24 protein-coding genes and 1 other annotated feature are annotated in these 25,705 nt (G+C 29.1%); of the genes, 3 read left to right on the plus strand and 21 right to left on the minus strand.

Annotation, left to right across the window (positions count from 1 at the left end; translation table 11 throughout):
• Window positions 1-79: 79 nt before the first annotated feature.
• From ACI48P_RS11815 to uvsE, 10 genes are all read right to left on the minus strand, one after another.
• Entirely contained in the window at window positions 80-625 is a 546-nt protein-coding gene (locus ACI48P_RS11815; protein WP_475215921.1) for an RNA polymerase sigma factor, read from the minus strand.
• Window positions 626-892: 267 nt separating this feature from the next.
• Window positions 893-2,524 carry an RNA polymerase sigma factor gene (locus tag ACI48P_RS11820; RefSeq protein ID WP_475215923.1) on the minus strand — a complete coding sequence of 544 codons (1,632 nt, stop codon included), beginning with the start codon at window positions 2,522-2,524 and terminating at the stop codon, window positions 893-895.
• A gap of 153 nt (window positions 2,525-2,677) precedes the next feature.
• Entirely contained in the window at window positions 2,678-2,962 is a 285-nt protein-coding gene (locus ACI48P_RS11825; protein ID WP_475215925.1) for a hypothetical protein, read from the minus strand.
• 15 nt (window positions 2,963-2,977) lie between these two features.
• A complete protein-coding gene (locus ACI48P_RS11830) occupies window positions 2,978-3,262 on the minus strand; it encodes a hypothetical protein (protein ID WP_475215926.1) in 285 nt (94 codons plus the stop codon).
• Between the two features lie 244 nt (window positions 3,263-3,506).
• Window positions 3,507-4,694, minus strand: coding sequence for a methionine adenosyltransferase (gene metK / locus ACI48P_RS11835; RefSeq protein WP_475215928.1), 1,188 nt, complete (start codon window positions 4,692-4,694; stop codon window positions 3,507-3,509).
• Between the two features lie 15 nt (window positions 4,695-4,709).
• Entirely contained in the window at window positions 4,710-5,597 is an 888-nt protein-coding gene (gene speB / locus ACI48P_RS11840) for an agmatinase (protein WP_475215930.1), read from the minus strand.
• The gene (speE, locus tag ACI48P_RS11845; RefSeq protein ID WP_475215932.1) at window positions 5,587-6,438 is read right to left on the minus strand and encodes a polyamine aminopropyltransferase; all 852 of its coding nucleotides are present in this window, start codon (window positions 6,436-6,438) and stop codon (window positions 5,587-5,589) included. The genes speB and speE overlap by 11 nt, the downstream gene beginning before the upstream one ends.
• 254 nt (window positions 6,439-6,692) lie before the next feature.
• Window positions 6,693-7,106 carry an adenosylmethionine decarboxylase gene (gene speD / locus ACI48P_RS11850; protein WP_475215934.1) on the minus strand — a complete coding sequence of 138 codons (414 nt, stop codon included), beginning with the start codon at window positions 7,104-7,106 and terminating at the stop codon, window positions 6,693-6,695.
• Window positions 7,107-7,139: 33 nt separating this feature from the next.
• Entirely contained in the window at window positions 7,140-8,639 is a 1,500-nt protein-coding gene (locus tag ACI48P_RS11855) for an aminotransferase class I/II-fold pyridoxal phosphate-dependent enzyme (RefSeq protein WP_475215935.1), read from the minus strand.
• Between the two features lie 521 nt (window positions 8,640-9,160).
• On the minus strand, window positions 9,161-10,120 hold the full coding sequence (uvsE, locus tag ACI48P_RS11860; protein WP_475215937.1) for a UV DNA damage repair endonuclease UvsE: 960 nt from the start codon (window positions 10,118-10,120) through the stop codon (window positions 9,161-9,163).
• A gap of 108 nt (window positions 10,121-10,228) precedes the next feature.
• On the opposite strand from uvsE, the gene ACI48P_RS11865 reads away from it, so the two are divergent.
• Complete coding sequence (locus tag ACI48P_RS11865) at window positions 10,229-10,537, plus strand: MazG-like family protein (protein WP_475215939.1); 309 nt, start codon at window positions 10,229-10,231, stop codon at window positions 10,535-10,537.
• A gap of 27 nt (window positions 10,538-10,564) precedes the next feature.
• Here ACI48P_RS11865 and ACI48P_RS11870 read toward each other — a convergent pair whose 3' ends face one another.
• The 6 genes from ACI48P_RS11870 to ACI48P_RS11895 all read right to left on the minus strand — a co-directional run bounded on the left by ACI48P_RS11870 (window position 10,565) and on the right by ACI48P_RS11895 (window position 17,057).
• The gene (locus tag ACI48P_RS11870) at window positions 10,565-11,482 is read right to left on the minus strand and encodes an ABC transporter permease (RefSeq protein ID WP_475215941.1); all 918 of its coding nucleotides are present in this window, start codon (window positions 11,480-11,482) and stop codon (window positions 10,565-10,567) included.
• A 2-nt stretch (window positions 11,483-11,484) separates the two neighbouring features.
• Complete coding sequence (locus ACI48P_RS11875; RefSeq protein WP_475215943.1) at window positions 11,485-12,576, minus strand: ABC transporter permease; 1,092 nt, start codon at window positions 12,574-12,576, stop codon at window positions 11,485-11,487.
• Window positions 12,569-14,122, minus strand: coding sequence for an ABC transporter ATP-binding protein (locus ACI48P_RS11880; RefSeq protein WP_475215945.1), 1,554 nt, complete (start codon window positions 14,120-14,122; stop codon window positions 12,569-12,571). Before ACI48P_RS11880 ends, ACI48P_RS11875 begins: the two co-directional genes overlap by 8 nt.
• 29 nt (window positions 14,123-14,151) lie before the next feature.
• Complete coding sequence (locus ACI48P_RS11885) at window positions 14,152-15,267, minus strand: BMP family ABC transporter substrate-binding protein (protein WP_475215947.1); 1,116 nt, start codon at window positions 15,265-15,267, stop codon at window positions 14,152-14,154.
• Complete coding sequence (locus ACI48P_RS11890; protein WP_475215949.1) at window positions 15,260-16,585, minus strand: amidohydrolase; 1,326 nt, start codon at window positions 16,583-16,585, stop codon at window positions 15,260-15,262. The genes ACI48P_RS11885 and ACI48P_RS11890 overlap by 8 nt, the downstream gene beginning before the upstream one ends.
• Before the next feature lie 286 nt (window positions 16,586-16,871).
• Window positions 16,872-17,057 (minus strand): hypothetical protein, encoded by a 186-nt coding sequence (locus ACI48P_RS11895; protein ID WP_475215951.1) that lies wholly within the window; start codon window positions 17,055-17,057, stop codon window positions 16,872-16,874.
• Window positions 17,058-17,215: 158 nt separating this feature from the next.
• Between ACI48P_RS11895 and ACI48P_RS11900 the strand changes: the two genes are divergently transcribed.
• The gene (locus ACI48P_RS11900; protein ID WP_475215952.1) at window positions 17,216-18,787 is read left to right on the plus strand and encodes an oligosaccharide flippase family protein; all 1,572 of its coding nucleotides are present in this window, start codon (window positions 17,216-17,218) and stop codon (window positions 18,785-18,787) included.
• 130 nt (window positions 18,788-18,917) lie between these two features.
• On the opposite strand, the gene ACI48P_RS11905 is transcribed toward ACI48P_RS11900, so the two are convergent.
• The 5 genes from ACI48P_RS11905 to asnS all read right to left on the minus strand — a co-directional run bounded on the left by ACI48P_RS11905 (window position 18,918) and on the right by asnS (window position 24,585).
• On the minus strand, window positions 18,918-19,772 hold the full coding sequence (locus tag ACI48P_RS11905; RefSeq protein WP_475215954.1) for an alpha/beta hydrolase: 855 nt from the start codon (window positions 19,770-19,772) through the stop codon (window positions 18,918-18,920).
• A gap of 49 nt (window positions 19,773-19,821) precedes the next feature.
• Complete coding sequence (locus ACI48P_RS11910; RefSeq protein WP_475215956.1) at window positions 19,822-20,280, minus strand: zinc ribbon domain-containing protein; 459 nt, start codon at window positions 20,278-20,280, stop codon at window positions 19,822-19,824.
• A 25-nt stretch (window positions 20,281-20,305) separates the two neighbouring features.
• Window positions 20,306-21,592, minus strand: a complete 1,287-nt coding sequence (locus ACI48P_RS11915) for a hypothetical protein (RefSeq protein WP_475215958.1) — start codon at window positions 21,590-21,592, stop codon at window positions 20,306-20,308.
• A gap of 223 nt (window positions 21,593-21,815) precedes the next feature.
• Entirely contained in the window at window positions 21,816-22,982 is a 1,167-nt protein-coding gene (locus tag ACI48P_RS11920; protein WP_475215959.1) for an AI-2E family transporter, read from the minus strand.
• Between the two features lie 202 nt (window positions 22,983-23,184).
• The gene (gene asnS, locus ACI48P_RS11925; RefSeq protein WP_475215961.1) at window positions 23,185-24,585 is read right to left on the minus strand and encodes an asparagine--tRNA ligase; all 1,401 of its coding nucleotides are present in this window, start codon (window positions 24,583-24,585) and stop codon (window positions 23,185-23,187) included.
• A gap of 132 nt (window positions 24,586-24,717) precedes the next feature.
• Window positions 24,718-24,956, minus strand: a binding site (T-box leader).
• 326 nt (window positions 24,957-25,282) lie between these two features.
• On the opposite strand from asnS, the gene ACI48P_RS11930 reads away from it, so the two are divergent.
• Window positions 25,283-25,684: a hypothetical protein gene (locus tag ACI48P_RS11930; protein WP_475215963.1), complete on the plus strand. Its 402-nt coding sequence runs from the start codon at window positions 25,283-25,285 to the stop codon at window positions 25,682-25,684.
• Window positions 25,685-25,705 lie beyond the last annotated feature (21 nt).

A 25,705-nucleotide genomic window follows, 5' to 3' on the forward strand; every position in this document is an offset into this window, starting at 1 on the left:
CTTCTCCTTAATTTTAGTCTCGCTTTTTATAATTTTATTTAATCATACTTAGTTTATAATTTAATTAATTTTTCCACTTTTAACTAAATTCACTTTTTATTTTCCTAATTATTGAGTAGTACTTAGTTTTTACTGTTGACTCTGGTATTTTTAGTATTGACGCTATTTGAGTAAATGTGTAATCTGAGAATATTTTTAATCTAAATATCTCTTGTAAATCACTTTTCATTAAGTTTACTAGATTTAATACTTTTTCTACTTCTTCTTTATTTTCTATATTTTTAATAAAATCATCTTTATCTTCTATCGTAGTATCTTCTATTGGTACTGCTATGTTATTGTATTTATAGTTTTTCGATCTATAATAATCTACAATCTTGTTTGTTGCTATTTTATATATCCATGTTCTAAATGATGATTTACTTTCATCATAGCTGTTTATTGATTTTAGAACACCTATAAATATCTCTTGTGTTAAATCCATAGATAATTCCTTATCTAAAGTTTGTTTATATGAGTATGCATATATCTCTTTATAATATTTTGAAATCAGCTCATTAGCGCAACTTTTACAGGATTTCTTTTTTATATTTTTTATGAGTTTTATTTCTTTATTGATCATCATTTTACCTCTTGTTAAATTTTCTCTTAATTATTATATACGAAATTTATATTAAAATAGTTTTAATTTGTTACTTTATAAATATATAAAAATACAACTACAATATGAACTTTTATCCTGTTCATTTATAATAATCGATATATTTCCTGCAGCAAAACATGATTCTGATTATATTATAAAAAGTAGAAGCAATGCTTCTACCTTTATAGTTTATTATTTATTGAATATTTGAATTTAAATTATATTTATAGTAAAACATTTATCCTTTTTTTAAGAATTAGTTATTAAAAGTGTTTTTAGTGCTTTTTTCTTATATTCATCTTCAACATCTACCAGTCTTTTTGACTCCAATAATTCCACTAGACAATATAGTAAGAATACTCCATTAGATTTGAAAATATCTTGAAGCTCAACTTCTCTTACTTTTCTTAAATGCTTCGGTGTATTTTTTAATATTTCTCTTGTGTAATCATATTTAATATTTTTTAAATCATCTTTATAGCTAAACTTAATCTTAGAACCAATATCTAAAAGTTCATCTATTACATCACTATTTTTTAAATATACAATATTTAGCTTATCATTACCTTTACTACCTCTTATATAGCCTTTTTCAGCTAAGCGTGAAAATTCCTCTGATGACAAATTATCTTTGTTAACATATCTTTTTAATAAACTTATCTCTGATTGTGCTATATCAGCATATGAATCAATATTTATATTCCTCATACACCATTTAGAATTTATTTGCCATAAGATATTATTATCATATTCATTCCACATTGGTCCAAACCAATTTTCTCTATATTCAAATATATCTGGTCTTTTTAAAAATGATCTCTCTATACTAGCACTTGCAATATAACAACTACCGTCTTTTCGTATTGTAGCTACATCTTCAAATTTTATAATATTCTTCTCACAATTTTCTGATTGAGCAAGAATATAAAGTGCCAGTGTCCACATTAGAAAATTTTTATCTTTATCTGGGTAATATATACTTTCGCTATCTAATAATTTACTTTTCATAATTTCATCAAATATCTCATTAGCAATAAGCTTACTAGCATTTTTATACATATTATCTAACAGATATAATCTTTCTTCTGTAACTTCATCTATAAGCATATTTGAAATATATTTATCACCTGGTAACTTTGTTAAAAAACTATATTCTTCTAAGTATTCTACTTCACTCTCAATATAAACTGGTGATACATTTAATAAATCTGCTATTTCATTAATTGTCTTTCCTTCATAATAAATAGAATAAACAATATTTTGTGCAAGAGAACTTTTAAAGAAGTTACTAGTTCCTCCTTCTCTACCTATCGAGCCATTAACACTCATAAAGCTAAACTTTATTGGATTAAACTTTAAATCTAATACCTTATTATCCATTTTCTCCATCCCTTTCTTCAATTCTTTTTTTGCCTCAAATAAATGCCATTTTACTGTTCCCTTTGGAATATCTAGTAATCGAGAAATCTCTTCTTGCTTTTTACCTTCATAATAATAGAGAATAACTATTTCTCTTTGTAGTTTAGAAAGGTATGCGATTTTATCTTTAAGCTTACTTATTTCCTCATTTTTTATATAATTTTCCTCTACACTCTCATTGTTACACTTTATTACATCAGCTATATCGTCAATATTTATCCCTACAAAGGTTCTTGATTTCGACCTATAATAATTTGCAACAGTATTATGCGCTATACGCCAAATATAGCTATCTACATTATAAATATTTTCTATGTTCTTTAATGACTTATAAACTTTAATTATTATCTCTTGTGCAAGATCCTCTGCCTCCTGTACTGTTTTAGTACGTTTAAGCGTAAAACTAAGAATAGATTTTAAATATTGGCTTAAAATTTCACTTACATCCTCATACCTTTCCATCAGAAATTCCTCCTCAAATCACTTTACATCTATTAAGACACCATATACTTTAAAAGGTTGGATTTTTATAGATTTATACTCTTAATTAAATTTACAATCCTATAGTTATTGTAACAACAAAAAAAGCCGCTATGTTTTGCGGCTTTTTCATAACTATTCATTATTTAATTTTTTTATTATATATGCTGTTGCTTGCGGTGGTATGCTTTTAGTCATTGCATTTGAATGGTATACTACTACTAAATCTCCTACTTCTAAGTCTTCTAATCTTATTTCTTGATATCTAGAATCTAGTACCAAAGTTGTACCATTACACACCAACCTAATAAATGTATTAACATCATAAGGGCTACTTCCTATTGTTATAGTTTTATATTGGTCATTAAAAGTACTTGAAATATCTACTATCATCCCAACTCTGTATGAACAGCACTTCAAAGTAAATCCCCCTTATTAATTTCTATTTAATTTTTTAATTATATAAGCTGAAGTTTGAGGTGGTATACTCATAGTCATTGCATTAGAGTGATATGCAACCACAAGATCCCCTATTCTTAAATCATCTACACTAATTTCATTATAGTTCCAATCTAGTACTAATGTTTGTTCACTATAAACTAGTTTTGTATAAGTATATATATCATTAGGATCTTTTGCTATAGTGATAAATTTATAAGGTTCATTTGGGCTATCAGTTATTTCAACTATATATCCTATTTTGTAAGAACAATACTTCATAATCATTTCCCCCTTAATATTTTTATATTATTAACTCTTAATATCAATATATGAAGTACTCATACTTTAGTTACTTTTATGATATATTATACAATTCTTATTGCCTATTTTTCTTATACATAAATTCGCTTCACATAAGCGACTACGTCGTCAAATTACTTCCTATCCCATTACTCCAACGACTTCGTCCGTTACGCAAAAAAGCTTGGTTAAATTTATTAACCAAGCTTTTTATAAGTATTATTTATAAAGCTTCACTTTTTAATATTTCAGCTTTATCTGTTCTTTCCCATGGTAAATCTAAATCAGTTCTACCAAAGTGTCCGTATGCGGCAACATTTTTATACATAGGCTTTCTTAACTCTAAATCTCTTATTATTGCTCCCGGTCTTAAGTCAAAGTGCTTATTTACAAGCTCTACTAACTTTTCTTCACTTACTTTACCTGTTCCAAAAGTATCTATGAATATTGATAATGGCTTAGCTACACCTATTGCGTAAGCTAATTCTATTTCACACTTATCTGCAAGTCCCGCAGCTACTATATTTTTAGCTACATATCTCGCAGCATAAGCTGCTGATCTATCAACTTTTGTTGGATCTTTTCCTGAGAATGCTCCTCCTCCGTGTCTAGAGTATCCTCCGTAAGTATCTATTATTATTTTTCTTCCAGTAAGACCTGTATCTCCTTGTGGTCCTCCTACAACGAATCTTCCTGTTGGGTTGATGTATATTATAGTTTCTTCATCAAGTAATTCACAAGGTATTACAGCTTTTATTACATATTCTATTAAATCTCTTCTTATTGTTTCATTATCAACTTCTTCTCCGTGTTGAGTTGATATAAGTATTGTATGAACTCTAACTACCTTATTACCATCGTATTCAACTGTAACCTGAGTCTTCCCATCTGGTCTTAAGTAAGCTAATGTACCATTTTTTCTAACTTCTGTTAATCTTCTCGCTAATTTATGAGCTAAAGATATTGGAAGTGGCATTAATTCTTCTGTTTCGTTACATGCAAAACCAAACATTATACCTTGGTCTCCAGCTCCTACTTTTTCTATTTCATCTTCACTTTGTTCACCGCTTCTATTTTCTAAAGCTTCGTCAACTCCCATAGCAATATCTCCAGATTGCTCATCTATAGAAGTTATTACTGCACAAGTGTCACAGTCAAATCCGTATTTTGCTCTATCATATCCTATTTCTCTTACAGTTTCTCTAACTAACTTTGGTATATCTACATATGTATTTGTACTTATTTCTCCCGCTACAAGTACAAGACCAGTAGTAACTGTAGTCTCACAAGCAACTCTCGCAAGTGGATCGTTCTCTAATAATGAATCTAATATTGCATCTGATATTTGGTCACATATTTTATCTGGATGCCCTTCCGTAACTGATTCTGAAGTAAATAAATGTCTAGCCATAATTCTTTCCTCCTATTATCTTTTGTTTATATTATTTCCTATTACAAGGCTTAATTCTCTTAATATTTTACATGCTGTAACTGTTGAAACATTTGTATTATCGTAATCTGGACTTAATTCTACTATGTCACATCCTACTAATTTTATATCTGAGTTTTTTAATACTCTAAATATATTTTCAAACTCTCTATAAGTTACTCCACCTGGTTCCGGCGTTCCTGTACCAGGGAATATAGACGGATCTAATACATCTAAATCTATAGTTAAATATACATTTTTTCCACTTAAGCTTTTTACAATATTCTCAAAGGTATTTATAGTAGAAACTTCCATATAAGTATGTTTATCTTCAAGTGCGAATTTAAACTCTTCTTTAGTTCCAGACCTTATTCCAAACTGGAATATTCTATTGTCTCCTATTATATCCCATATTCTTTTTATAACTGTTGCATGAGAATTTTTATTATTATTATATTCTTCTCTAAGGTCAGTATGAGCATCAAAATGAAGAACATATATATCTTCATACTTCTCATTTACAGCTTTAAATGCCGGTAGCGTAACTAAATGTTCTCCACCTATCATAAAAGGTACTTTATCATCTTTTACTATTGATTTTGTACCTTCATATATTTCCTCAAGTACTTTGTTAGTATCCCCGATACTTAATTCTAAATCCCCAATATCACATAACTTGAAATCTTCTAAATCTAAATCTAGCATTGGGCTATAGCTTTCTAGTCCATAAAACTCACTTCTCATTGCAGTACTTGCAAATCTTGTTCCCGGTCTATTTGAAGTAGTTCCATCAAATCCTGCTCCAAACACTACTACATCAGCTTCATCATATTCATTATCCATACACATAAATGTCTTTATATGAGAGAACATATTATTTTTCATTAAGCATATCCTTTACATACTGAGGTAGCATAAATGCTCCAAAATGTAAATCACTGTTGTAGTATTTAGTTTTTAGATTTAACTTTTCCCAAGCTTCTCTGTTTTGATTTTTTATAGGATCATATTTTTTAGATGCAAATCCAAATAACCAGTGTCCTGATGGATAAGTAGGTATATGAGCTTGATAAACCTTAGCTATCGGGAATAAGTTATTTATCTTTTCATTAGCTCTTTTCATTTCTTTTGCATTAAAATCAAAATATGGACTTTCATTTTGATTTACAAGTATACCATCATCAGTTAATACTCTATAACAATCATTGTAGAAATCTACTGAGAATAATCCTTCTCCCGGTCCTATAGGATCAGTAGAATCTACTATAATTAAGTCGTATGATTTATCTTTTGAGTTTTTAACAAAAGCAACTCCATCCTCATAATATAGGTTTACTCTTTCATCATCTAACTTACATGCACATATATCTATAAACTCTCTAGATACATCAACAACCATTTTATCTATTTCAACCATATCTATTTTCTTTATTTGTGGATATCTAGTAAGTTCTCTTACTGTACCTCCATCTCCACCACCTATAACTAATACATTTTCTATGTTCATATTAGTAGCCATAGGTACGTGTACTATCATATCATGGTAAATAAATTCATCTTTGTAATTTACCATCATTAAACCATCTAGTGTTAAAAATTTTCCAAATTCTTTACTTTCGAAAACATCTACCCTTTGGAAATCTGATTGACCACTATATAATTGTCTTTCTGCTTTTATTGAGAAACGTACATTTTCTGTCCACTCTTCTGTGTACCAAAGTTCCATACTCTCTCCTCCAATTTATTTAATATTTTTATGTTTATAATACTTAAAAAAGTTATATTTTGATTTAATACTTTTTACTTTGTAATTTTATCTTTATTTTCTTGATAGCTTTATATATTTTTTTGCTATTTTTTATTTTTCTTTATGTTTATTTATATATTTTTATAGTAATTTGTGTATTTTCTATTTTTATGTTATAATATTAGTCCAATTTATTTTTTATTTTTATTTATTTTTATTTAGGTATTTATTATTTATACAGCTTCCGGCTTATGAGTAATATTGCCTAAATCTTTTTTTGCAAATTTTTGTATTTTTGTTGTTAAACCTCTTGGTATTTCTGTTGATTCACTTCTTTCAGCCTTTAATAATTCTTCTAATAACTCAAAGCTCTTCCATGGATCTATATCACCACAAGTAAAGAAATCTGCTGCTGCATATCCATATTCTGGCCATGTGTGTATTGTTAAGTGTGATTCTGCTATTATTACTGCTCCAGAAACTCCCCATGGGTTAAAGTGGTGAAATACTGAATCAACTATTGTTGCTTTTGCATTAAGTGCAGAATCATTCATAAATTTTTCTATAAGTTTTGGATCTCTAAGTATCTCCTCATCGCAGTTGTAGTATTCTACTAATATGTGTCTTCCTAAAGTTTCAAACTTCATTTTTTTCACGCTCCTTATATTTTGTTAAAGTATTTACTCGCATACAACAAGTATTGTGTTAAGTTCTTTATCTTTCATATCTGTCATATACGCATTATTTTCTTTTAAAATTTTTATATAATCAATAATTTCTTGTGTAATAATTTCACCTGGTGCAATAATTGGTATTCCCGGTGGGTATGCCATTATACATTCTCCGCTTACTCGATTTACACAATCATCTATCTTAATACTTTCTTTACTTGAGTAAAATGCATCTCTAGGGCTTAATTTTACTTTTGGGGTAATAGGCTTAACTTCAATATCTAAAGCATTTTTCTCTTTCTTAGGAATTTTAGCTATAACCTTAATTGCATTTATAAGCTTATCTATATCAGCCTTTGTAGTTCCTAAAGAAACAAGTGCTAAAATATTATTAATATCACCTAGTTCTACCTGAACTCCAAATTCTTTATATAATAAATCATAAACTTCAAAACCAGTTAAATTTAAACCATTAACATTTATACAAAGTTTTGTTTCATCAACATTTATTGAAGAATAGTTATCCTGATTTTCACTAGAACTAACTTTTACTCCTTCAATTTTCTTTAACTTACTTTTTGCATATCTTGATAAATTTAATGCTTTTGATAGTTGAGCATTACCATTTAACATTAAATTGTGTCTTGCACCATCAATACTTGCCATTAGTAAGTATGATGCTGATGTTGACTGTAGCATATTTATTGACTGTTGAACTTTTTTTGCATCTATATTTTTATTATTTACTAAAAGTGCTGATGCTTGAGTTAAAGCTCCTCCAGTTTTATGTATGCTTACTGCTGACATATCAGCTCCTACTGTCATTGCTGATTTCGGCAAATCATCGTGGAATGGAAAGTGCGCTCCGTGGGCTTCATCAACAAGCACTAATACACCTTCTTTATGACATACATCAACTATTTTACCTAAGTCACTGCATGAACCATAATAAGTTGGATTCAGAATAAAAAGAGCCTTTATATCTTTATTATCATTTAGTGCTTTTTTTACTTTATCCGAATCAATATTTAGACTTATGCCAAACTCTTCGTCATAGTTAGGCTGAATAAATACTGGTAGTCCTCCACAAAATGTTAATGCATTTATTACAGATTTGTGAATGTTTCTTGGTAAAAGTATTTTATCACCTGGACTTATTGTACTTAGTATCATTGCATGTATTGCCGCTGTTGTGCCATTGGTTATAAAAAATGACTCATCTGCTCTATATGCTTTTGCTAGTAAATCTTTAGCTTCTTTGATTAAACCATTTGGATTAGCGACATTATCCATAGTAGGTGATGAGTTAATATCCATCTTCATAATGTCTTTACCAAAATATTCGTTTAGTATCTCCACACCTTGACTTCTTACATGTCCTGGAACATCAAAGCAAGCAATATTTTTAGTTGAATATTCTCTTAATCCTTGTAAAAGAGGTACTTTTTCATGCTCATCTCTATTTACAAACATATCTATCTCATTAAGTTGATTGTTGTAAACACTCAAGATAACACCCTCCTTTCTTATAATTTTATTTGAATTTTTATAAGAATTTCTTATTATTTCTATAATTAAAATTTAGTTCTATTAAACTTACCTTTTTTATTATAGTTACTTTTTTTTTTAATTGCAATAACTTTTTTATTTTTTTTAAATTTTACCATATTTTTTGTATACCAGTATTGCCAGTGTCTCCGACAATTATTTTATATTCAGTTTACATTAATTTTAAATTTGTTTACTATAACTAAACTCAAGTTTACATTAATTTTATATGAGTTTAGTATTTCTAACCCTTTTAGGTTTTTAGTCAAAATAGCTTTTTGAAAAAATCCTCATTTTAAAAAACATAAATTTTTAATATAAAATTTCAATCGTATAAAAAATATTTTTTATAAGCCTATATTTTTTTCATATTTTCACAAAAAAACTGCGAACATTTAAGTTTAAGCGTAAAAATTTATGCATAATTTTATGCTATCTACCCTTAATAACTTAATTGTTCGCAGTTTTAAATTAGTGCTAATCTATATCTCTATAGTTGTATCATCTATATATTTAAAATCACTTCTAGTTTTTTTCATATCTTCAATCAACTTAAATAGCGCAACATCTTTCTGCTTAGCTTCAATCATTACATCAAAATCTCTATCTACTGTATTTTTAGCTATAAGAAGAAAATCAATAAATGAATTTACATCTATAAAATCTGCATGCTTTCTGTCATTTTCAAATTCTCTAGGACTTGAAAAATGTATTTTTGGTGGAAGGTTCTCATTATCCCAAGTATTAAATATTGGCTTTAGCAAATCACCAATATACTCTCCATCATTTTTACAAACATGATGATGCACATCTAATACCATAGGTAAATTAGCCCTTTGGCATATGTATAATACATCTTTAGCAGTAAACACCTTATCATCATTTTCTAATATTAACCTATCACTAATCCTTTTATGAAAATCCTTTAAATTATTAATAAACCTTTCACCACTAGCTTCTTTACCGCCTTGACCACTTCCAATATGGATAACCATCTTTCCATCATCAATTCCCATAGCTTCAAATAAATCTGCTTGTACATTAAGATTTCTAATAGTACTTTCTACAACCTCTCTTCTTTCACTATTAATAACATTAAATTGATCTGGATGGGCATCAACCCTAATATTACTATCTTTTATTATTTTTCCTATATACTTAAAATCCTTTTCAAAATACTTCATATAATCCCACATAACCTCTGGATGGGTAGCTAAAGGTATTAGGTTCGATGTTAATCTATAAAAGTGTATGTTATTCTTAATATTATAATCAAGTATTGTTTCTAAGGCTTCTATATTTGAATAAGTTATCTCTTTTAACTTCTTTAATCTTTCTTTATCACACTGCATCTTTGAATATCTAGCATAAGTAAAAGTACTTGACGATGTAACTTTTCCTAGATTTAATGCAATAGCAACGTATCCAAGTCTAACCCTCATTTTTATTTCTCCTTAAATTTTAGATATATATTTATTTTGTCTGAATAGAATTATAATATCCCATATTAATTTTTATTTATATGTGAAATTGTGCTAGGAGGTATTTGCATGGAGTCTTTCGGAAAATTAGTCAGAGATAATGTCCCACAAATATTAGAAAATCAAGGAAATAAATGTGATGTAGACACTCTTAATAAAGACCACGCCTTAGAATACCTATACATCAAATTACAAGAAACGATATTCGATTTAGTTGATACACAAGACTTAGACGAGCTAGCTGATATATTAGAGATAGTTTATACAATTGGCAAAAAATACGGATATAGCTCAGAAGATTTAATAAAGAGAATGATTGAAAAGAAAGAAGAATATGGTAGCTTTGAAAAAAACATATTATTAAAAAAAATATACTAGCGTTAATTAACGCTAGTATATTTTTATTTATAGATTATCTTGTTCTTTATTTTTATTAGCACAGTAAACTACGTAAACTACAAATATAGTTAAGTATGGTAACATTTGAATAAACTCTATTGGTAAAGAGAATCCTTGAAGATAGTTTGATAAACTCTCACTAAATCCAAATAGCCCAGATGTTAAAAGAGCTATTACAGGATTACCATTAGCCATAGCTTGAGTAGCTAGTGCTGTATATCCACGTCCAGAAGTCATACCCGCTGAGAATAATGTAACATATCCCATAGATAAGAATGCTCCCCCCATAGCAGCAAGGGCCCCACTCATTGTAAGTGCTATATATTTAATCTTGTTAACTGGTATACCAACTGATTCAGCAGCTTCTGGAGACTCTCCAACAGCCTTTATTCTAAGTCCTAATGTAGTATACTTAAACATAGCCCATATTAATACAACTAATATTAAACCTACATAAGTAAGTAAATGATGTCCTGATAAGATATTCCCTATTACAGGTATATTTTCTATTACAGGTATATTTATATTAGGTAGAGCTAATGAATGTAATGATGTAGACGCTCCCTTATCTCCCGTAAATAAGTATAGAGCAAATACAGTACCTCCTGATGCCATTAGGTTTAGTGCTATACCTGTAAGTATAATATTCGATTTTAATTTTAATGCAAAGTATGCAAGTATGTTACTCATTATAATACCTGATAATATAGCCATCAAAAGACCTATATAAGCATTTTGAGTTAATGCACTACCTATTACCCCAACTAAAGCGGAAGTAAGCATAGTACCTTCTAATGCTATATTTCTAGCTCCAGCTCTTGAAGCAATTAAGGCACCTAAAGTAGTAAGTAGAACAGGTGTTGTAGATCTTAAAACTGCAAACCAGAAATCTTGGTTTAATAATATATCAAAAATAGCTTCCATTATTATTTACCTCCTTCTGCCTTTGCATTTTCTAGAGCTAGTTGACTCTCTTTTCTTTGTTTCATAAAGTATAAGAATCTTTCAGCTGTAACTAGTAATATTATAATACCTTGTATTATAGCTACTAGCTCGTTTTCAACATCAGTTTTTCTAGACATTATATCTGCCCCTACCCTAAGGTAAGATAAGAAAAATGCTGCTAATGGTATAAACTTAGGGTTATTTCCTGAAAGTGTAGCTATTATTACACCATCCCAAGCATATGACGGAGCATTGGCCCATTGGAAACGATTATACATTCCAAGCTTTTCTATAGCACCACCCATAGCTGCTACTGCACCTGATATAAATGATGTATATAATATAGTTCTCCCAGTATTTATTCCTGAGTATTTAGCAAAGTCTATATTACTTCCTACTAATCTTATTTCATATCCCCACTTTGTACGAGTTAAGAATATATAAAGAGCAGCACAAAGTAATAATCCTATTATAAATCCATAGTGAAGTCTAGTACCATCTATTATATTTCCTAAGCTAGATGTTTCTAAAAACTTAAGCGATGCAAAGTTACTAGCTTTTCTATCTATTAAGAATTTGTTTACTATATATAATCCTGTAAAGAAGAATACATAGTTTAACATTAAAGATGTAACAAGTTCATTGGCCTTGTATTTTACTCTACAAAATGCAGGTATCATACCTATTAAACCACCAATTATCCCTGCTGCTATTATTGCAACTGCAGGATGTATTACTGCTGGTAGCGGTAATTTTATAGCAATAAATACCGCTATTACTGCCCCCATGTAGAATGAAGCATCTGTAATCATTGAGAAGTTCCCAGATTTAAACACAAGTGCTAGTGATAAACCTGTAAACATTAATGGTACCATCATTTCAAGCACATTAAAGAAGTATCTCTTAGATTGTAATGGTCCTGTTAATAATGTTGTAAGTGCTTTAACAGGGTCATCACTAACCATAAATACTATAACTGCTGTTATAGCTAATGCTATAAGAATAGCTATTAATAATCTAAATGATTCAAAGTGCTTTAGGAAATTAGAACTTTTTTTTGATTTTTTATTCACAGTAAGCACCTCCAATCACTTCTTTACTGTCTTCTTTAATTCCTAGCATGTAAAGTCCTAATTCTTCTTCAGTAACTTTACTTGCATCATCAATATATCCAACTATCTTACCTTCACTCATTACGATTATACTATCACTTAAAGACAGCACCTCTCCTAAATCTGCTGATATAAGTAAAACAGCTTTCTTTTCTTCTCTCATATCTAATATTTTATGTCTTATAAATTCTATAGCTCCAACGTCTATACCACGAGTAGGTTGGTTTACTATAAGAAGCTTTGGATCATATAAAAATTCACGTCCAACTATTACCTTTTGGATGTTACCTCCAGATAAGTCTTTTATAGCTTGCTTCGTTGTATCATGCTTAACTTTAAACTCTTGAACCAAGTTAGTTGTAAATTCTTTAACCTTTTTAAGATCCATAAGTCCCTTAGTCTTTAACTCTTTAGATGCATATATTTTAGATATGGCATTATCTTCTATAGATAATTTTGGTGCACTACCATATATCATTCTATCTTCAGAAACATGAGAAATACCCATTTCTTGTCTTTTTAGAATATTAAGCTTAAGTATGTCTTCGCCTTCTAATTCTATTTGTCCTGAAACATTTTTTATTGCACCAACTATACTTGATACAAGCTCTGATTGTCCATTACCTTCAATTCCTGCAACACCAAGTATTTGACCTTGCCTTACAGTAAAAGTAACATTATTTATTACTTTTTTACCAAAACTATTAGTATGTTCTAAGTTTTTAACGCTAAGAATTGGTGCTTTAAAATCTCTTGGAGTTTTTTCGATATTTAAGTCAACATCTCTACCAACCATTAATCTTGATATTTCTTGTTCAGTTAATTCACTAACAGAATACGTACCCATTGTTTTTCCGTCTCTTAGTACAGTAAGTCTATTACAAAGCTCTTTTACTTCATGTAATTTATGAGAAATAAATATTATTGTATATCCATTTTCTCTAAGTAACTTTAATTGTTCAAATAATTCGTCAGTTTCCTGAGGAGTTAGTACTGCAGTAGGCTCATCAAGTATAAGTATTTTAGCTCCTCTATATAGGGCTTTTAATATTTCTAGTTTTTGTTTCATGGCAAGACTTATGTCAGCTACCTTTGCTCTAGCATCAACCTTAAGATTATACTTTTTAGATATTTCCTCGGTAATCTTAAAAGCTTCTTCTCTTTTTAAAATTCCCATATTTTGAATTTCATGTCCAAGTATTAGGTTTTCTGCTACTGTTAAAGAAGGCACCAGCATGAAATGCTGATGCACCATACCGATACCTTCCTTAATAGCATCATTTGAAGATCCAAATGCCACTTTCTTTCCATTAACAAATATGTCCCCTGAAGTAGGACTTATCATACCAAATAGCATTTTCATAAGTGTAGATTTACCTGCACCATTTTCTCCTATTAAGGCATGTATTTCCCCTTCATTTATACTTAAATTTACGCCGTTATTTGCAACTACTCCACCAGGGTAGACTTTTGTAAGCTCTGTAGCTTTTAAGATTTCTTTTTTCATAATCTCGTCTCCCTACGTGTTAATAATTATTACTTTGCGTTATTTATTATTTCTTTTAAATCTTTTTCTTCCATTCCTAAAGCTGTAGAAACAGTTATTTTACCATCTTTCATTTCATTAGCTACTTCTTCTAATTTAGTTCTTATAGCTTCTGTAACTTTTTCTTGGTATATAGCATTGTTAGCAAGTGCTACACCATCTTCTTTTATACCTAATACTTCATGAGTATTAAATGGTAGTTCATCATTTAAGTATTTTTCAACAGCTAAAACTAAAGAATTATCAACTCTTTTTAAAGCTGAAGATATTATATATTGTTGTTCATCTTTTCCTTCGTACGCTAATGCTTGATCACTATCAACACCTAATACATACTTCTTACTTTGAGCTGCGGCTTCTATTGATCCAACAGATGCAGGTCCCGCTGAAGTAAATACCACGTCAACACCATTAGTGTATTGTGCTAAAGTTAATTCTTTTGCTTTTGCTGAGTCAGTAAATGAACCAACATAAGAAACTTCTACTTTAACATCTTTATCTATAAACTTAGCTCCTTCTATATATCCAACTAAGAAGTCATTTATAACTGCTGATGTATCTCTAGCACCAACAAATCCTATTTTCTTTTCTGCATTTGCAAATTCCATATCACTTGTAGTAACAGATGCTGCTAATGCTCCTGCTAAGAAACCTGCTTCATTTTGCTTGTATGTCATTGAGTATACATTTTCTAATTCATAAGAATCATAATCTACATCTGTATCATATACTATATATTTCTTTTCTTCATATAATGGAGCTGTTTTTTCTAAATGTTCTTTCATATCCCATCCACCAGTTATTATTATATCTGCATCAGATTCAGATGCATCTACTAAAGATGGTTCGAATTTAGTTTGGTCAAATCCCATTTCTATTGTTTCTACTTCTACTTTGTCACCAAACTTTTTTTCTATTTCTTTTATTCCTGCGTTTGCTGAGTCATTGAAACCTTTGTCACCTAAAGCTCCTGTAACTAAAAGAGAAACTTTAACCTTATCAGAGTCTCCACCTTTAGAATCTTCAGAACCATTTGAGCAACCTGTTAAAGCTGCAACACCCATACTCATAACTAAAAGGGCACTAACTAATTTTTTCTTAAACATTTTCATCCTCCAAGTTGTAATATTTATTTTTATTTAAATTATTTAATAAGTCTATATACTCACTTGTAGTGAATTTAGACTCAAATTTACTTTTTATGTTCTTGGCAACTTCACCATTATTTGAAAGTAATTCTATAACTGATGTTCCCAAATACTTCATTGGCATTTCATAAGCTAATTTTGTATCTTCTGTTTTAAAATTAAATCCATGAATATTCCCATCAAAACCTGCAACCCCTACCTGAATTGTAGGTACTAAGTGCGATAAATCCCCAATATCACCTGATGCAAATGAGTGACAGTTTTTTAATATTCTATCTTCATCCATAAACTTTAACAGATTATTTTCTATTACTGAATTAAGATTTTTATCTTGAACTAAAGGTAAGTATCCACCTGTATCACAGATTTCTACATCACATCCTATAGAAAGGGCTCCACCTCTTATTGCTCTATCTACCTTTTTATTCACCTCAAGTATTGTATCTAAAGTTTTAGCTCTTATATACATATCTAACATTGTCTGTTCAGGTACTGAATTTACAGTAGTACCACCTTGTGTCATTACATAGTGAACTCTTATTGCATCTTCTTCCTTAAATGTTTCTCTTAAGAAGTTTATACCACTCATTGCAAGCGTTGCTGCATTTAAGGCATTTATACCTTCACTTGGATTCGCTCCAGCATGCGCTGATTTACCTTTGAATGTTATCCTCTTTCCTAAGAAGCCATTTAGCGTTGAATTTGTTTCTGCGTAATAATTTGTTCCTGTTCCCATTGTATGACATGATATTATTAGATCTACATCATTGAAAACACCTAATTTTATCATTTCTTGTTTCCCTGATATGTAAGTAAGCTTTTTATTTTTTACTAAGTTATTACTATATTCAAAATCACAGTATTCTTCTGCAGGTGTAGCTATAAAAGAAATTTTCCCCCCTAGGTTTTCAAGTATATTTGATTCTTTGAGACCTAGGAATACTCCTAATATAGTTCCTACTTGAGCATAATGACCACATGTATGAGCTGCATTATCTAATGGATTTGAAAATTGATGATTTATTGTTGGTACTGCATCTAATTCACATAGTAGACCTATATGTGCCCCTTCTTTCTTTGAATCTAGTGTTGCAACTATCCCTGTCATAGCAACATCATTTTTATAAGTAACATTGTACTTTTCAAGTATTTCACATATTGCCTTATTAGTATTTACTTCCTTAAACCCTAATTCTGGCTTTTCAAATATAGACTCGCTTAATAAAATCATCTCTTCTTTTATTAGGTCTATAGTTTTCATAAACTTATCTTCCATAAACACCTCCAAAATCCGAACATTTATATAATATTTTCATCGTTTTTCGACATTTCTCGATATAATTATACCAATTTACTATTCGTTTTACAATAAAATATTAGTATTTTTAAAAAAAATATACACTAATTAAGCATTTCCTTCTAATTAATGTACAATATTTATTATTATATATTGAAATTCAATCATTTTTTAACCTATTTATCTCATATCCCATTCTTAAATTCTAAAACAAAAATAAATAAAAATACCTCAAAATATTGTGATATCTTGAGGTACTTTTATTTTACTTATATATATTTTTAGCTTTTGCAGCTTCTTTGCTTCCTCCATATTTGCTCTCTTCTGGAGAGTGTTGGAATTGGCCATCCTTCATTTTTGCCTTAAATTCAGGACTAGATGAATTTAGTCCTTTAAAATATTCACTTTGTGATGAAAAAACACTTTTCTTATTTGGATTCTTTATATTCATTGATGAATTTCCTCCTTAAAATATGATGTCTTTAATATTCTTTCAATTATCACTTAATCATATTCATTTTAAAATTTGTAAACTTTTATCAATCAATAATTTTATAAGGACAAATTGCATATATATGAACATGCTATATTTTTTTAGGAGATAATATTATGAAAAGAAAAAAATTAATTTTAAACGCTTTAATTCTAACTTTTTCAACTATGTCACTCGGCTTTATTTCAATGGGATTTAGAGTTTACCTATCTAATAAAATAGGTGCAGAAGGTATGGGATTATACCAAATTATTATGAGTATAAATATTATGGCGTCAACTTTGGCAATATCAGGTATAAGGGTTACTACTACAAGATTAGTTGCCGAAGAGCTAGGTAAAGGTAATGCTAATAATATAAAAAGTATTATTTCAAAAGGAGTTATATATTGTATTTTCTTTAGTATCATAACTTCCATACTTTTATATAATGGAGCTGAATTTATAAGTATAGCATGGATTAAAGATACTCGTGCTATAATACCACTTAAAATTTTAGCCTTTGGTCTGCCTTTTACAGGTATTGCATCTTGTTTTTGTGGCTACTTTTACGGAGCTAGGAAAGTTATAAAAAGTGTTACTACTGATGTTTTTGAATCCTTAATAATGATGACTATTATTATAGTTCCACTAAGTATATTTTTACCCAAGGGCTTAGAAGTTACTTGCTGCCTTATATCAGTTGGAATGACTGTTGGGAATATTTTTTCAGCAGTATACTCTTATATACTTTACATATTTGAAAAGAAGCCTAAAGTCAAAAAAACACTTTCTAGAGTTCCAGGTTTTAGACTTTTTGATATTGCTTTTATAGCAATTCCTATTGCTTGTAGCGCTTACATACAAACGGCTTTAAGAACTGTCGAAGATATCCTTATTCCTAATGCTTTGAGACAATTTGGATCGTCAAATGCATTATCATTATCAATATTCGGTATGATAAAAGGAATGGTTCTTCCAATACTTGGTTTTCCAGCAATATTTTTAGCTTCTTTTTCAACATTGATAATACCAGAGATAGCAGAAGCTAGTGCACTACATAAAAACAAACTTGTAATTTACATAATTTCTAAAGTTTTTAAATTCACTTTGATTATAGCAGTATTTGCATCAGGACTATTCATAATATTTTCTAATGAGTTAGGATTAGCTCTTTATAACGATGCTCAGGTTGGCGTAATGATGAAAATACTAGCTCCTCTTATTCCAATGATGTATTTAGATAGAGTTGTAGATGGTAGTCTAAATGCCCTTAACCAACAAATGAGTACTTTAAAATATAACCTAATTGATATGGTCATAAGAATAATTCTGATATTTTACTTAATACCTAAAAAAGGAATCGAAGGATTCATTATTGTACTATTTGCAAGTACAATATTAAATTCGTCCTTGAGTATAAACAGGCTTCTTAAAGTAACAGGTTTAAACTTTCAACTTATAGATTGGTTGATTAAGCCATCAATTTGTATTTCTTTATCTTGTTACATAGTTAAATATTCTTTTAACTTCTTCAGTTTAAGCTCAATGTTAACACTTCAAATAATTTGTATTATATCAATATACTTTGTTTTACTTTATATTATAGGATGCATAAGAAAAAAAGATATAATGTGGTTTGTAGATGGATTTAGGCAAGAAATTAAACAAGTTGAATGGAACAACATAAATGTTTATAAACACTTCTAATCAAAGTATAAATAAGCCAACTGTATAATATAATTGTAATAGTATATAGTTTAAATTCAATTAAACTATATACTATTACATAAAATAAGAGGATATATCAAATAATCATTTGATATATCCTCTTATTTTATTATTTAAGTTTATTCATAAAGTCTATTATACTCTTTGCTGCTAATTCCATTTGCTCATCTTGACTTATAAGTGCATCACTATCTCCACTTTGTTTTCCATAATCACCAAATTGAGCATGATTTCCACCTTCTACTTCAACATAAGTTGTATCCTGTGGTAAATTAGCCTTTGAATTATAAAGGCTTTCAAAATTTAAAACTCCATCACTACTTCCCCATATAGAAACTACTTCTTTGCCTAAGTTTTTAAGCTCATCCCCCATTGGATATGATGCTAAAAGAACCACTCCATCTATATATTTATTATCACTAGCAAACTTAGATGCCATCACTCCACCTAAAGAATGACCTCCTATTGTCCAGCTCTCAATATTTTTGTAATCATCTACAATCTTTCTAGCTTCATTTGGAGAGAAGATAGCTAAATTAAATGGCATTTTTGCAATAATAACTTCATATCCTTGTTCTGCAACCTTTCTTGCTAAAGGTGCATAAGCTTCTGGTTCTACCTTTGCTCCTGGGTAAAAAATAAATCCTTTTGTCGCATCTACATTTTTAGGTGTAAAGGATATATAGTCTGATATTTTAACATCTACAGTGTTATCACTTATTAATGCGTGTTTAGCAGCGTCTTGAGGTTTATAAGAATTACTTGCCCATATAAGAAAAACAATAACTCCAGTTATTAATAAAGCAACTGTACCTATCAATATATTTCTATATATAGTTTTTTTCTTTGGTATTTTAGAAGAGTTATCCTCTTCTTCATCAACAAGTAAAGGTCTTTCTAGCTCCATAGTGATACTGAAAGTCTCATATATCTTATCGTCTTTTACCTTTACATCTTCACTCATACTATACCTCCAATAAATTAAATACCACTATAGTTTATCATATATAAAACTATTTTTCATCAATATAAATTTGATTGTTTAATTTACTACCACAGCATACACAATATTTTGAGTCTACATCTAGTTCACTATCACACGATAGACATTTTATAGCTCTTATTCCTTCATCTTTTTCGATCATCTGACCACACTGAGAGCAAAATTTACTGTCTTCATCAATTATATTTCCACAATCACAAGTTGATTTATGATTTTGTAGATTAGCTCCCTCAATCTTTAGTCTATTATTATATATTAGTTTATCTAATTCAACTAACTCATCACTCATTTTTTCAAAACTGGCATCTTCAATAGTATTTTCTCTAATTTTTTGATAAAGTAAAATTCCCATTTCCATAAATATTTTTGCTTTTTCTTTTTCTGCTTCTTTTATTTCATCAACTAATGTTCTATTTTCTAGACTATTATTTCCTTTAGTTTTTATAAATCTATTTTCTATTTTTATCATAAATATTCTCCTTATAAATACCTTATTAACTAAGTTTATATCCTACCAAAGTGATTATAAAACTATATATATACGACACAATTACTGCCACAACAATTCCAAATCCCATAGATAATGAATATGTACTATTTCCACTAACTGTTATTGTTGATATTAACGCTAATATTCCCATAATTAGTGAGTATGTTAAACTAAACATACTCACTAGCCTTATACCATCATCTCTATACTTTAGCTTAAGCTTGTTGCCTGCCACTAATAAAATCAAAGCAGAAACGAAAATAAAGGAAATTAGAACTAGTTTTGTATCTAAAGATAAACTTCTGCTACCTAATCCTAATAAGGAAAGTGTTATATTTCCAATAGTTACAGGCACTAAATTTGCAAATGCCCAAAGATACACTGCTAATTGTATAACTACTACTCCAAAAGATATCTTATTAACATAGCTGTATAATCCTAATTCATGAATATAGCCTCTATTAAAGAAACTTAAAATCATGAGTATAATCAAAGTACATCCAATTCCTAGTCCTACAGTTTTGATTGATGTTTTTATTATTTCTATATTAACATTTTTATCTCTCACTTTAAATAATCCTACCGTAAATGTACTTATAAAGCCAAGTACAAATCCATGTACTAGTAAACTAATAGTACTAAATCCGTATACTACTGCACTTGAATATAAAAAGTTATCGCCCGTGTTTATACGCACCTTACTAAAAGCACTCAATATAGCTAAAATAACACCATAACATAAACCAATCGCAATAGAATTAGCTGATATAGATTTAATGCTATCATTAGATTCTTTCATAAATATTAAGTTCGTAACTGCCAATGTAATTATAGGAAGTACAACCATTACAACCATACCTGCTTTAATATTAACAGTCCCTGAAGAAATCATTGATGTTGTAAATATATCAACATTCCCTAAATTCATTGCTAGTAATATGTGTAGAGGATTAACTAATTCATTTAGCTCTTTCCCTTCCATAAAGATAATACCTTTATATATTAAGGAAGCTATATATAAAATAAATACAGAACTTAAACATGTAATTAATATCTTTTTTATATCATAAAAATACTTCTTATTACTATTATTTTCACAAATACTATATAATTTTGCTCCACAATTTTTACAATAGCTTCCTAGGTTATCATTTTCAGAACCACAGTTATTGCAACAGCCTAATTCATTCTTCTTTATGCTGTATTTTTCTAAATCTAATTCTGTCATTATCCTTCCATCTTCTTTAGAATAATTACAATTTTTTTGTGTATTTAGCTCTTTTCCATCCATATTTATCCTCCATTATTAAACCTTTTCTTTACTTCTGCATGTATTAATTCCTTTACGCTATGTAATCAAATCAGGAAAATCATCCAACCTATTTCACGCATTTTACACATTCTTGCTCTATTGTATCAAAGAATACTTAACTGTACCTTAACTAAAAATTAAGTATATTAAAATACACCTCACTAATAATTAGTAAAGGTGTATTTTAAGTTTAGTTAGTTATTTATTTCATGTAGTCCAAGGTCTCGGTAGGAAGCCCCTTCTTTTTTAGTTTTGCTTCTACAAAATCTTTAACTATAAAGTAAATTATAGCAAATACAGGTACACCTATTATCATACCAAGTAAACCTAATAGCTTTCCAGCAATAAGTACAGAGAATAGTATCCAAAACGCTCCTATACCTATTGAGTCTCCAAGTATTTTTGGTCCTATAATATTTCCATCTACTTGTTGTATTACTATAATTATAAATATAAACCAAACTGCTTTTATAGGCGATACAAATAATATTATTATTGCAGCTGGTATAGCTCCTAAGAAAGGACCAAAGAACGGAATAATATTAGTTACACCTATTATTACAGAAATTAATATTGTGTATGGCATTCTAAATGCTGTAACAATAACAAATGTTAAAGCTCCTATAATTGCTGAGTCTACAATCTTTCCACTTAAGAATCTACCAAAAGTATTATTACTTCTATGCGTTAATTTTATTAAGCTATTTGCATGTTCTTCACTAAATATAGCATAAGTGATTTTCTTACCTAACCCAAAGAACTTTTCTTTATCTATTAATAGGTATATAGATATAATTATACCTAAAACAATATTCCATATACTTGATGCTATTATCATTACAAAGTTTCCTAATATAGGAATTAAGTTCGCACCTAAATTTATTATAAATGTAACCACTTCATTGAACTTTTCTTTTGCAAGACTTAAATATTGTTCTTCAATATTAAATTGCTTACTTAAATCATCAATTACTGTAGTTAAATTCGCTACATACCTAGGAATATCGTTAGCCAATCCTACTATACTATCAACTAGTTGAGGTACAACAAACTGTGTGAATAAATATAATATTATTCCTGCAGTAATATAAGTAAGTAATATACCAAGACCTCTTTTAGATTTGTCTTTTATCGTACTTAATTTATTTAAGTTAAATACTTTCTCTTCATAGAATTTTAATACAAAATTTAGTAAATATGCAATTACAAATCCTATCATAAATGGTTGTAATATACCTATATACTCATTTATCTTTGTTATCCAAGCTTCCATTTCAGATACTGCGCTAAAGAATAATATACTACAACATACTACTAAGAATGCATATACTGAAATTGTTGTATACTTGTTATTCCAATTTATTTTCATTTTTTCCTCCTGGTAACTTCATTTTTACTCTAAAGTCACTAATATTTCATTGCTAATTTTTTTAGTATAAAACCATATTCTTTTATTATAAATGTAGATTTTCTATATGTAAAGTTTGTTGACTAATAATTCATATAATATTCATATTGAACATAAAAAGGTCATTTCAAAATATGTAATTTTGAAATGACCATAGTAAAATCTAGAATTCAGCGTTCTTTGGAGTTCTTGGGAAAGGTATTACGTCTCTTATGTTAGACATACCAGTCATATACATTATGATTCTTTCGAATCCTAATCCGAATCCTGAGTGAGTAGCTGTTCCGAACTTTCTAAGTTCTAAGTACCACCAGTAATCTTCCTTGTTTAATCCCATTTCTTCAATTCTTTCTAATAGTTTTTCTTCTCTTTCTTCCCTTTGAGAACCACCAACTATTTCTCCAACTCCTGGAACTAATAAGTCCATAGCTCTAACTGTTTTACCATCTTCATTCATTCTCATGTAGAATGCTTTTATATCTTTTGGATAATCAGTTACAAATACTGGAGCTTTATATATTTCTTCTGTTAAGTATCTTTCATGTTCAGTTTGTAAGTCATCTCCCCATGTAACTGGATATTCAAACTCTTTACCTGACTCTTGTAATAACTCAACTGCTTTTGTATAAGTAAGTCTTGTAAATTCAGAATTCACAACATTGTTTAATCTATCTAATAATCCTTTGTCTATGAAACTGTTGAAGAATTCCATTTCTTCTGGAGCATTTTCCATAACATAGTTTATTATATATTTTATCATGTCTTCTGCAAGTTCCATGTTGTCTTCTAAATCAGCAAAGCATATTTCAGGCTCTATCATCCAGAATTCTGACGCATGTCTTTGAGTGAATGAATTTTCAGCTCTAAATGTTGGTCCAAATGTATAAACATTTCTAAATGCATGAGCCATTATTTCACCGTTTAACTGACCACTAACTGTTAAGTTTGCTTCTTTACCGAAGAAGTCTTTAGAATAATCTATAGCACCATCTTCAGTTTTTGGAATATCGTTTAGATCCATAGTTGTTATTCTAAACATTTCTCCAGCACCTTCACAGTCACTTCCTGTTATTATTGGTGAATGAGCATATACAAAGTTTCTTTCTTGGAAGAACTTGTGTATAGCATAAGCTGCTAAACTTCTTACTCTAAATACTGCTGAGAAAGTATTACTTCTTGGTCTTAAGTGAGCTATTGTTCTTAAGTATTCAAGAGTATGTCTTTTCTTTTGTAATGGGTATGAACTATCTGATTCACCTTCTACCACTACATTTGTTGCATGTATTTCTACAGGCTGCTTAGCACCTTCTGTAGCTACTAATTCACCTTCTACTAATATTGAAGAACTTATTGGTAATTTTGATATTTCCTTAAAATTTTCTAATTTATCTTCTGCAATTACTACTTGCATATTTTTGAAGAAACTTCCATCATTTAGTTCTATAAACCCGAAGTTTTTAGATGTTCTAGATAATCTTATCCATCCAGCTACAGATACATTTTTTCCTATGTACTGTTCTTTTTCTCTGTATAATTCTTTTACTGTTATAAATTGTTTTTGCATATGTTTTTCCTCCTTTTATATGTTCAAGAATTCTTAATTTTAGTTTGCACCTACAGTGCCAAAACTATATCGATTACTTAGTCATAAGGATGCTGCTTATTTTTGTATTAAAAAAAGCCCTTCATCCCAATGTAAAGGGACGAAAGACTTATAATTCTCTCGCGGTACCACCCTAATTGTCAATAATATTGACCTCTTAGTTAAGCTATGCTTATAGTCGATAACGGGACCTTCCGTCTAAGCCTACTGATTAAAAACTTTCGGTTAGAGACTCCGAGATGTTCTTCAATATAAATTTCGTATTAGGCTTGCACCATCCCTAACTCGCTGTTACTACCTTTTATATTTACTCTTCTCTTCATAGTCTTTATTTAAATTATTCCTATTATTTAAGAAGATTATACCAAGTTATAAATTTTAAGTCAATTATTTTTTACATATAAGTAAATTACAATAGTTCATAATCTGTATTTAACCCCTGTAATAAAGTTATACCAATACACTAATTGTAAGTAAAATAAAATCGCAGATGTAGTCGCTCAAGCGAAGCGAATTTTTTAATTACCTTTAAATTATGATTACCTTAGTTATTTAAAATAATAAAATTTATAATTATTTTACGATTTTAAATAATTTTTACTTATATATTTGTTTAACTTTTCCTTATTTATTAATAATAATAAAAGGAGGTGTTATTTTGAAGTATTTTATTACATTTATTTTAATTTTATTGTTTATTGCTCCTGTTGTAGATGATGAAAAAACAATATCTGAGGTTTTTAAAGGTGGTGTATATAGCTATATTACTTGTGTTGATAACTCTGTGAATTACTTAGTATCAAACATTCCATTACTATCAAAACTAGTTGAACGACCTTATATGATTGCCTATGATAAAGTAATGCTAGATAGAAGACTCACAAAACACTTGGTAGCTCCTGGAGAAACTTTAGACGATATAATAAAAGACTATAATACAAAAATTGATAATATAGAAGATTTTAGAAAGGTAATATACAAAGAAAATCCTGAAATAGTATCTAAGTCATACGAAGTAAAATCAGGTGATTATATTACTGTCCCTACTGATTATCTATAAGGATTTTTTATACAAGTAAGG

This window comes from Romboutsia sp. LXY-2 (assembly GCF_056171995.1).